The sequence below is a fragment of the Rhodohalobacter halophilus genome, assembly GCF_001715195.1.
Taxonomy (GTDB): domain Bacteria; phylum Bacteroidota; class Rhodothermia; order Balneolales; family Balneolaceae; genus Rhodohalobacter; species Rhodohalobacter halophilus.
Window position 1 is genome coordinate 73293 of the sequence record NZ_MDWE01000037.1, and the last position, 11033, is coordinate 84325.

Genomic DNA, 11033 nt, shown 5'->3' on the forward strand with positions numbered 1-11033 from the left:
CCTTTTAAATCTATTGCAATGATATACTATTTGAGAGATTTTTGAAGATCTTCCCAATCAGCGAGAAAGCGCTCGAGCCCGATATCTGTAAGGGGGTGTTTCAGCAGCTGATCAATCACCTTAAGAGGCATCGTTGCAACATCAGCTCCCAGCCTTGCACTTTCAAGTAAATGCATTGGATGTCGAATACTTGCAGCCAGAATTTCTGTATTAAACCCATAGTTGTCATAGATCACCCGGATATCGGCAATCAAATCCATTCCTTCGCTCGAAATATCATCCAGACGCCCGATAAAAGGAGAGATGTATGTAGCCCCTGCCTTGGCGGCAATTAACGCTTGTGACGCAGAAAAACAGAGTGTGCAATTTGTTTTGATCCCTTCATCGCTAAATGTTTTGATCGCTTTAATGCCGTCTTTAATCAGAGGTACTTTTACAACCACGTTATCTGCGATGGATGCAATTTTACGTCCCTCTTCCAGGATCTCATTATACTCTGTTGAGATCACTTCAGCAGAAACATCTCCATCTACAATATCACAAATTTTTGCAATGTGGCCTTCAAAATCGCTTACACCTACTTTAGCGCAGAGACTGGGGTTGGTTGTCACCCCGTCAAGTACACCTAAATCATTGGCTTCCTTGATTTCATCCAGATCGGCAGTGTCAATAAAAAATTTCATATGAGGAATGTTGTTAATGTGAATTTGTTTAGTTTAATATAAGAAGAATGACAGACAGGATAACAGTTTAAAGATCAGCTGCATTTTGCTATTTTAAGTAGAAACGCTAACAGAAATTTATCAGTTATGGATAATTCAGGAAAAGGTTTTGCACTCGGGTTGATTACCGGCGCAGTTGTAGGTTCAGTCGTGGCACTCTTATATGCGCCCGACTCCGGTTCCAATACCCGCGGCAAAATATCGTATCAAGTCAGCAATTATGCCGATGAACTCAATAAGTTGATTCGTCAGCTTAAAAATGAAAAGGAGAAAATTTCATCAGATGCCAAACAAAAAGGCGATGATGTTGTTTCCGATGCGAAAAAACGAGCAGATGACCTTATTAAAGAAGCGGAAGCACTTCTCGAAAATATTGAAAAGAAGTAGTTCTTTCCTTTAAATCATCTATATAAAAAAAGCCCTGATTTTCATCAGGGCTTTTTTATTTCGTTTAGTCTTCTTCCTCTTCAGGGTTATCGGCGCCCAGTGTTTCAAACACTTTTTGCACCTCTTCGTCCCCTTCATCATAGTCGGCTTTCGAACCAACAATGAGCTCATCATATTTGAGGAGTCCGGTACCTGCAGGTACTTTATGACCTACAATCACATTCTCTTTCAGGCCGCGGAGAAAATCTTTCTTCGCTTCGATGGAAGCCTGAGTAAGAACCTTCGTAGTCTCCTGGAAGGATGCCGCTGACAACCAACTCTCCGTAGAGAGGGATGCACGCGTAATACCCAACAGAATCGGCTTGGAAATCGCAGGTTCTGCTTCTCGAGTTTGAAGCTCATCTTTTCCATCTTTAATCAGTTCGTTATTCACTTCACGAACCTGACGTCGGTCAAGAATTGCACCCTTCTTCAGATCACTTCCACCCGGCTCAGTAACAACAAATTTACCTATCAGCTCATCATTCCTGTTGTTGAGCTCAAATCGGTCAACCTTGTCGCCTTCCAGATACATTGTGTCACCCGGATCCAGAACTTCAACTTTCTGCATCATTGTGCGAACAATCACTTCTACGTGCTTGTCATTAATCTTCACACCCTGCAGTCGGTAAACCTCCTGAATCTCATTCACCAGGTAGGACTGAACCGCAAATGGCCCCAAAATGTTGAGGATCTCCTGGGCAGGAATGGTTCCATCGGACAGCGCCTGACCGGCTTTCACAAAGTCATTCTCCTGAACCAGAATATGCTTGGAGAGCGGAATGAGATATTTCTTCTCATCCGTTCCATCTTTACTCTCAACAATCACTTCCTGAGATCCACGCTTACGTCCGCCCATTCTAACGATACCGTCAATTTCAGAAACTGCTGCCGGATCACTTGGCGACCGAGCTTCAAACAGTTCCGTAATTCGTGGCAGACCCGCCGTAATATCTTTCGATTTGGAAGCAGATCGTGGAATTTTTGCCAGAACCTGACCGGCTTGAACCGGCTCGCCATCTTCAACAACAATATGTGTCTCTACAGGTAGCGTATTCTCGCGAATTCTGTCATCTTCACCCTTAATTACCAGAGTTGGGATGAGCGATCTGTCTTTGGAGTCGATAATTACTTTTTCACGGTGACCGGTTTGTGCATCCGTATCAGCAGTGTAGGTAATCTCTTCGATGATATCCTTGTACTCAACTTTACCGTCAAGTTCAGAGAAGATCAGCGCGTTATAAGGATCCCACTTACAGAGCGGCATTCCTTTTGGCACTTTATCACCTTCCTCTACAAGCATTTCAGATCCGTAAGGCACATTGTAGGTATTAAGAACTTTTCCATCCTCACCTACAATTTTCATTTCACCTGCACGGCTCAATACTACATTATGAATCTCTTCACCGTCATCGTATTCAACGATTCGTACGTTTTCAAATTCAATCTTACCGTCGAACTTCGCTTTATGCTGAGAATCAGCCTCCATACGAGAAGCGGTACCCCCAACGTGGAAAGTTCGAAGTGTAAGCTGTGTACCCGGCTCACCAATGGATTGAGCTGCAATTACACCAACAGCCTCACCAACCTGAACGAGTGAGTTACGGGCCATATCACGACCGTAGCATTTCGCACATACACCGCGCTCTGTTTCACAAGTAAGTACAGATCGAATTTCCACCTCTTCGATGGATGTTTCGGCAATTTTCTTGGCTACTTTTTCCGTGATCATTTCATTTGATTCACAGAGAACTTCGTCTGAAATCGGGTCACGAAGCTCGTGCATAGATACACGTCCGATAATTCGATCTTCGAGGCTCTCGATCACATCTTCATTATCCTTGAGTGCCTGCATCTTAATACCGCGCAGTGTACCGCAATCCTGTTCGTTGATAATAATATCCTGAGATACATCAACGAGTCGACGTGTAAGGTAACCTGCATCGGCAGTTTTCAGAGCCGTATCAGCAAGACCTTTACGGGCACCGTGAGTAGAAATAAAGTACTCAAGTACTGTCAGCCCCTCACGGAATGATGAGAGAATTGGATTCTCAATTACCTCATTCCCCTGCTGCATGGAACTCTTCTGCGGCTTGGCCATCAGACCACGCATACCGCCAAGCTGACGAATCTGCTCTTTAGAACCACGAGCTCCGGAGTCGGCCATCATAAAGATCGAGTTAAATCCATCTTTATCTTCTGCTAGACTCTTAAACAGAGTTTCAGACACACGGTTAGTGGTACTTGTCCACTTATCAATAACCTGGTTGTACCGCTCATTATCGGTAATGAAACCCATCTCATAACGATCCTGGATTTCAGAAACTTCATTCTGAGCTTTTTCAATTAGCTGGAACTTCTCATCAGGAATGATGATATCCTCGAGAGAGAAAGAGAGTCCACCGGTGGTTGCGCGCTCAAAACCCATACGTTTCATGTTATCAAGAAACTCGGCAGTTTTAACCGTTCCAACTTCGCCGTGTATCTCACCAATCAGGGTTCGAAGCTCTTTTTTCCCAAGAGTTCTGTTGATGTAACCAATCTCTTCCGGCACGATCTTATTGAAAAGAACCCGTCCGGTAGTGGTTTTGATAATTTCATATTCTGTTTCACCATTCTCATTCACTTTCGGAATTCGAACGTTGATCTTGGCATGAGTTTCAATCTTACCTTGATCATAGGCAATCACTACTTCGTCCATGCTGGAGAATGTTTTGCCTTCGCCCTTCATACCGCTACCCATCTTGGTGGTGTAGTAGATACCCAAAATCATATCCTGAGAAGGAACAGCAATTGGGCCACCGTTAGCCGGGCTCAAAATGTTGTGTGAACCGAGCATCAAAATGGATGCTTCAAGAATCGCATCATGGCTCAATGGAAGGTGAACCGCCATCTGGTCACCGTCAAAGTCAGCGTTAAACGCAGTACATGAGAGTGGGTGCAGACGAATCGCCTTATCCTCAATCAGTACCGGCTGATACGCCTGGATACCGAGACGGTGAAGTGTGGGTGCACGGTTTAGCAGTACAGGGTGTCCGTCAATCACGTTCTCAAGAACTTCCCATACAACCTGATCGCGGCGATCTACAACCTTCTTCGCGCTCTTCACGGTTTTAACATAACCGCGTTCAATCAGGCGCCGAATTACAAATGGCTTATACAGCTCAATGGCCATCTCTTTCGGCAGACCGCACTCGTGCATCTTCAAGTCCGCACCTACAACAATAACGGAACGACCGGAATAGTCAACACGCTTACCGAGAAGGTTTTGACGGAATCGGCCACTCTTCCCTTTCAGCATATCGCTGAGGGATTTCAGCGGACGGTTGTTGTTTCGAACAGCGTTTGATTTTCTTGAGTTGTCGTAAAGTGAATCAACCGCTTCCTGCAGCATTCTCTTCTCATTTCGGAGAATTACATCTGGAGCTTTAATATCAATCAACCGTTTTAGACGGTTATTTCGAATAATAACACGACGGTAAAGGTCGTTCAAATCGGAAGTCGCAAAACGTCCACCTTCAAGCGGAACCAGCGGTCTGAGTTCCGGTGGAATGACCGGAATTACGCTCTGAACCATCCACTCTGGATTGTTCTGTGTATGCTGGTTTGCAGCACGGAAAGATTCGATAACCTGAAGTCGTTTCAGCTTTTTCTTCTTACGCATTTGTGAAGTTTCATGCTTCACTTCATAGCGCAGCTGATAGGCTAAACCATCCAGATCCATATCGGTGAGGAGAGCCTGAATTGCTTCAGCTCCATCATTTACGATAAACTTATCTTCGTCCTCATCTTCCAGTTCGTGATGATCCTCAGGAAGCTGATCCAGAATATCAAATTTCTCCTCTTCAGAAATCAGATCTCCACGCTTGTAACCGAGATCACGTGCCAGTCCCGGGTTGATCACTACAAAGGTTTCGTAGTAAACAATTCTTTCCAGGTTTTTGGACGAATATCCGAGCAGATATGCAATCTTGCTTGGCAGTGACTTGAAGTACCAGATGTGTACAACCGGTACGGTTAATGTAATGTGGCCCATTCGCTCACGGCGAACAGCTTTACGGGTTACTTCCACACCGCAGCGGTCACAAATAATTCCTTTGTAACGGATGCGCTTATATTTACCACAGTGGCATTCATAATCTTTAACCGGCCCGAAGATCTTTTCGCAGAAAAGACCATCCATTTCCGGTTTGAATGTTCTGTAATTGATCGTTTCCGGTGTCAGAACTTCTCCATGTGATCGGGATAAAATAGTCTCGGCGGAAGCCAGAGAAATTCCGATGTTGGAGAAGTCTTTCGTAACAGTTAATGTTTTTGTAGATGGCAAGGGTAATCCTCCCAATTTGATTTATTTAACAGAACAAACGTTAGTCAATGTGAATTTCGAGTCCCAGACCCATCAATTCACGGAGTAATACTTTAAACGATTCAGGTATATCGCCTTCGGGCAGGTTTTCACCTTTCACAATGGCTTCATATACTTTTGATCGTCCTTTCACATCATCACTCTTCACGGTGAGCATCTCTTTCAGAATACTTGATGCACCATAAGCATACAATGCCCAAACCTCCATTTCACCCAATCGCTGGCCTCCAAACTGAGCTTTACCGCCCAATGGCTGCTGGGTAATCAATGAGTATGGACCGATAGAACGGGCATGCATCTTGTCTTCAATCAGGTGATTCAATTTCAGCATGTACATATACCCAACCGTTGTCTTCTGGTCGAGTTTTTCACCTGAACGGCCATCATACAGATAGAGTCGTCCGTCTTCAGGAAGACCGGCTTTCTTCAGCTCTTCCTGAACCTGCTCGTACGAAGCACCGTCAAAAATTGGAGATGCGTACTTCACACCCAACTTCATTCCGGCCCATCCTAGAATGGTTTCGTAAATCTGTCCAAGGTTCATACGGGATGGTACACCCAATGGGTTTAGAACCACATCAACAGGTGTTCCGTCTTCCATAAACGGCATATCTTCAACCGGTACTACCTTTGCGATAACACCTTTGTTACCGTGTCGGCCGGCCATCTTATCACCTACCTGAATTTTACGCTTCTTAGCAACATAGATTTTCGCCTTCTGAATGATTCCCGGTGGCAGTTCATCTCCAACCTGGATCTGATACTTACGACGCTTAGCTTCGGTTTCAATATCTCTGCGAAGGTCTCTGTAGTTTTTGAACAGAAGCTTCACATGTTTCACCAGATTCTCATCTGTAGCCCAATCTATATCTTCATTGATATTTACCGGATCCAGCTCTTCGAATACTGATTTCTTATATTTTTCACCTTTAGGAATGAGCTCTACATTTGCATAGTTGTACACACCAGGAGATGTTTTATCCCGAAGCAGACTGTACATCTTATCTGCCCACTGTGCATTCAATTCAGCAACTTTTTTGGCATGTCGCTCATTTTCCTGCTCAACAAGTTTTTTCTCCTCTTTACGGGAGATCTGCTCATCACGTTTTCGGCTAAAGAGTTTTGTATCAATAACCACACCAGAAACGCCCGGAGGTGTTTTCAGAGATGCATCTTTCACATCGCCGGCTTTGTCACCGAAGATTGCGCGAAGTAACTTCTCTTCCGGAGTCGGGTCGGTTTCTCCTTTCGGAGTAATTTTACCAACTAGGATATCACCCGGGTTAACCTTCGCTCCTACGCGGATAATTCCCTGTTCGTCGAGGTTTCTTGTCGCATCTTCACTCACGTTCGGAATTTCACGAGTCAGTTCCTCTTCACCGCGCTTGGTGTCTCGAACTTGCTGTTCAAATTCAGTAATGTGGATAGATGTGTAAACATCATCCTGAACAACACGCTCACTAATTACAATCGCATCCTCAAAGTTATATCCTCTCCAAGGCATGAAGGCTACAAGCATATTTCGGCCAAGAGCCAATTCACCTTTCTCAGTGGAGCAGCCGTCTGCGAGAACATCACCGTCCTTCACTTTGTCTCCTACACTAACAACAGGACGCTGGTTGACTGTCGTATCCTGGTTGCTGCGCTCAAACTTCTGCAGGAAGTAAGACTTAATTCCCTCATCAAAGAAGCAATTCTCTTCCAGTTCAGATCTGTGATACTTCACACGGATTTCATTACCACTTACATAGACAACTTCTCCGTCACCTTCGGCAGTAATGATAGCGCGTGAATCTTGCGCTGCGCGACGTTCAAGTCCGGTACCCACAACCGGCGATTCCGGTCTCAGTAGCGGTACGGCCTGACGCTGCATGTTCGATCCCATTAATGCACGGTTCGCATCATCGTGTTCAATAAATGGAATAAGTGCGGCAGCAAGGGATGTAATCTGGTTTGCAGATACGTCCATGTATTCGATCTGCTCCGGTTTGGCTAAACCAACGTTACTGTCTCGGAAGCGTGAGAAAATCGCATCATTCTTGAAGTTTCCTTTCTCATCGATCGGTGCGTTCGCCTGAGCAATCACTGTTTCGTCTTCCTGCTCAGCGGCAAGATACTCAACATCATTTGTTACAATACCTTTATCAACCTTTCGGTATGGTGTTTCAATAAAGCCGAAATCATTGATCTTTGCATGAACACAAAGCGACGTAATCAAACCAATGTTAGGCCCTTCCGGTGTTTCAATTGGGCAAAGACGTCCATAGTGAGTATAGTGAACGTCACGCACCTCGAAACCGGCACGCTCACGAGTCAAACCGCCGGGACCTAAAGCAGACATACGACGCTTGTGTGTCAATTCTGCAGCCGGATTGGTTTGGTCCATAAACTGTGACAGCTGATTTGTACCAAAGAAGCTGTTAATAACACTTGAAATGGTACGTGCATTAACTAGATCCTGCGGTGTAAGCTGCTCAGCATCCCTGGAGCTCATGCGCTCGCGAATCGTTCGCGCCATTCGAGCCAAACCGATAGCAAACTGTTGTCCAAGCTGCTCTCCTACAGTACGTACACGTCGGTTACTCAGGTGGTCAATATCATCAACCTGAGATTTCATCTCTTTCAGACGGATAACCTCTTTCACAATGGCTACAACATCCTCTTTTGTGAGGTAGTGTGTGTCGAGATCCACATCAACTTTCAGGCGTTTGTTCAGGCGATACCGGCCAACTTCACCCAAGTCGTATTTCTTGTCACTAAAGAACAGACGTTCCAGAACCTGACGAGCAGTCTCCGGATCCGGCATCTCACCGGTTCGGATCTGCTGATATACCTCAGCCAGGGCCGTCACTTCATCATGAGAAGGATCTTTACGGAGCGTATTCATAATAACGGAACGCTCAGACTCCTCAGCATTGATTTTTTGGACCAGAACCTTCTTTAAACCGGCTTCTTTCAGCAGGCCGTAATCATCATCAGTCAATTCATGATCTCTTTCGAGCAGAACTTTACGGCTGGTCGCTTCGGTAACTTCTCCGGTCTCATCATCCACAACTTCTTCGGTAACTTCCGTGGTGATGTCTGTGGCCAATCGCTTACCGACCAATTTATCGTTGTACGCTTTTTTAGACCCAAAGTCGATCTCTTCAGAGAGTTCAAATAAGCTTAATACATCCAAATCTGATGAGAATCCAAGCGCTCTTAACAGAGTTGTTGCCGGAATCTTCTTCTTTCTGTCGATGTAAGCCCAGAGTACATCACGGATATCATTGGTAAACTCAATCCACGATCCTTTAAACGGAATGACCCGCGCAGAATAGAGCTGAGTACCATTAGGGTGAACATTTTGCCCGAAGAAAACACCCGGCGACCTGTGAAGCTGACTTACAATCACACGCTCAGCTCCATTGATCACAAAAGTACCACGATTGGTCATCCACGGAAGATCACCCAGAAATACCTCCTGTTCGATGGTTTCAGATGCTTCATCAGACTCATCTACAGAGGAGAGGCGCATTCTGGCTTTCAACGGAATAGCGTATGTTAAGCCACGCTCCTGGCACTCTTTGATATTATATTTAGGTGTGTCGACAGCATAGTAAAGAAACTCGAGTATGTGAGTTTCTCGAGTATCCTGAATAGGGAAGTTTTCATTAAAAATCTTCTGAAGTCCCTTGTTTTCTCGTTGATTTGGAGCTACATCAAGCTGTGCAAATTCATTAAAAGACTTGAGCTGTATATCCAGAAAATCAGGATAATCAATTACATTTTGAATTCTGCCGAATGAAAGGCGGTCGGTAAATGGGATTTTCTCCATAGTAGTACTCAAAAGGATGTTCTCCTTTAGGTTAAAAATAAGAATGAAGTTTCTCTGAAAGGTCTGAGGTGACTCTTACACCTCGGCAATAAAAATTGCTAATGCAATTTAGACGCCAAAAGCCAACACCGATATTCGGTGTTGGCTAAGGCTAAATGGTATATAAAGGAGCTATAATTACTTCAGCTCAACTTCAGCGCCAGCTTCTTCAAGCTTCGCTTTGATCTCTTCAGCTTCGTCCTTGCTAACTGCTTCTTTAATAGCGTTAGGAGCACCGTCAACCAGTTCTTTAGCTTCTTTCAGCCCAAGACCTGTAATGCCTCTAACCTCTTTGATAACGCCAATTTTCTTAGCGCCAGCAGATTTCAGAATCACATCAAATTCAGTTTGCTCTTCTCCACCGGCTTCTCCTCCGGCAGCAGGTCCGCCTGCAACTGCAACAGCAGCGGCAGCTGGTTTGATGTCGTATTCTTCTTCAAGAACTTTTGCAAGTTCGTTAGCTTCTTTGATCGTTAAGTTAACGAGTTGTTCTGCGATTTCTTTAACGTCAGCCATTGTTTAATTCTCCGTTCGTCGGTTTTTAATTAAAAAAGTTTATTGAGTTTGGTTATTCGCCTTTTTCGGCTATGGTTTGGATTGCACCTGCAATGTTGCTTCCTTGTGCTTGCAGTCCGCTTACCACATTTGAAACCGGTGCCATCAGCAGACCCACAATATCTCCGATAACTTCCGACTTGGACTTCATCGCCGCAAGTGTATCGAGTTGGTCTTGACTGTAAAAATCACCGTCAATCAAAGCCGCTTTAAATTCCGGCTTATTATGTTCTTTAATGTAGTCTTTCAGGACCTTAGCAGGCGCTGCCAGCTCTTCTTCCACAAATGCAAAACCATTCTGATCTTCCAGATGGTCATAGAGCTTATCATATCCGCCAATTGTATCCATTGCACGTTTCATCAGTGTATTTTTATACACCTTGAACTGCACATTACCTTCACGAAACTTGCCTCTCAGCTCGCCCATATCAGAGACTGACATCCCTGTATATTTCGTAATATAGACGGCATTCGAGCTTTCAAGCTTCTCGGTAATTTCTTCTACAACTGCCTTTTTTTCTGCTAATGTCGGCATTGTTTTAACCTGTTAAATTTCTAAATTGAAGTAATAGATGATCGACTAATCGATATGCTTGGGCCCATTGTCGTGCTAATATAAGCAGTCTTAATGTACACCCCTTTTGCAGATGCCGGCCTGAGTCTCAGGATAGTCTGAAGGAAAGAGATCAGATTTTCACGAATCTCACTCGCATCAAAACTTGCCTTACCAATAGAGGTATGCAAGATTCCCTGTTTATCTACTCGGAAATCAATTTTTCCTTGCTTGAACTCTTTGACAGCGTCTGCAACATCCATTGTTACAGTTCCACTTTTCGGGTTAGGCATCAAACCTCTGGGTCCCAGATGGCGACCGAGTTTACCAATCTTCCCCATAACATCCGGGGTAGCGATGATAACGTCGATATCTGCCCAACCTTCTTCAATTTTTTCAATGTATTCGTCAAGGCCAACAAAATCGGCTCCAGCCTCTTTCGCTTCGTCCTGTTTTGCCTCGTTAACCAACGCAAGCACACGAACGGATTTTCCGGTTCCGTGAGGGAGCGAAACAGTGCCACGAACCATCTGATCTGCGTGACGCGGATCTACA

7 protein-coding genes are annotated in these 11033 nt (G+C 44.7%); 1 reads left to right on the plus strand and 6 read right to left on the minus strand.

What is annotated here, in order from left to right; translation table 11 throughout:
* Window positions 1-26: 26 nt before the first annotated feature.
* Window positions 27-683: a fructose-6-phosphate aldolase gene (gene fsa, locus BG260_RS10735; protein ID WP_069132520.1), complete on the minus strand. Its 657-nt coding sequence runs from the start codon at window positions 681-683 to the stop codon at window positions 27-29.
* A 126-nt stretch (window positions 684-809) separates the two neighbouring features.
* Here fsa and BG260_RS10740 point away from each other — a divergent pair, with 126 nt between their 5' ends.
* On the plus strand, window positions 810-1109 hold the full coding sequence (locus tag BG260_RS10740) for a YtxH domain-containing protein (RefSeq protein WP_069132521.1): 300 nt from the start codon (window positions 810-812) through the stop codon (window positions 1107-1109).
* Window positions 1110-1173: 64 nt separating this feature from the next.
* Here BG260_RS10740 and rpoC read toward each other — a convergent pair whose 3' ends face one another.
* The 5 genes from rpoC to rplA all read right to left on the minus strand — a co-directional run.
* Window positions 1174-5475, minus strand: coding sequence for a DNA-directed RNA polymerase subunit beta' (gene rpoC / locus BG260_RS10745; RefSeq protein WP_069132523.1), 4302 nt, complete (start codon window positions 5473-5475; stop codon window positions 1174-1176).
* A gap of 40 nt (window positions 5476-5515) precedes the next feature.
* Window positions 5516-9331, minus strand: coding sequence for a DNA-directed RNA polymerase subunit beta (gene rpoB / locus BG260_RS10750; protein ID WP_069132525.1), 3816 nt, complete (start codon window positions 9329-9331; stop codon window positions 5516-5518).
* 177 nt (window positions 9332-9508) lie between these two features.
* Window positions 9509-9886: a 50S ribosomal protein L7/L12 gene (rplL, locus tag BG260_RS10755; RefSeq protein ID WP_069132527.1), complete on the minus strand. Its 378-nt coding sequence runs from the start codon at window positions 9884-9886 to the stop codon at window positions 9509-9511.
* A 52-nt stretch (window positions 9887-9938) separates the two neighbouring features.
* A complete protein-coding gene (gene rplJ / locus BG260_RS10760; protein ID WP_069132529.1) occupies window positions 9939-10460 on the minus strand; it encodes a 50S ribosomal protein L10 in 522 nt (173 codons plus the stop codon).
* A 20-nt stretch (window positions 10461-10480) separates the two neighbouring features.
* The coding region (rplA, locus tag BG260_RS10765; protein ID WP_083750263.1) for a 50S ribosomal protein L1 at window positions 10481-11033 on the minus strand (553 nt) is incomplete at its 5' end.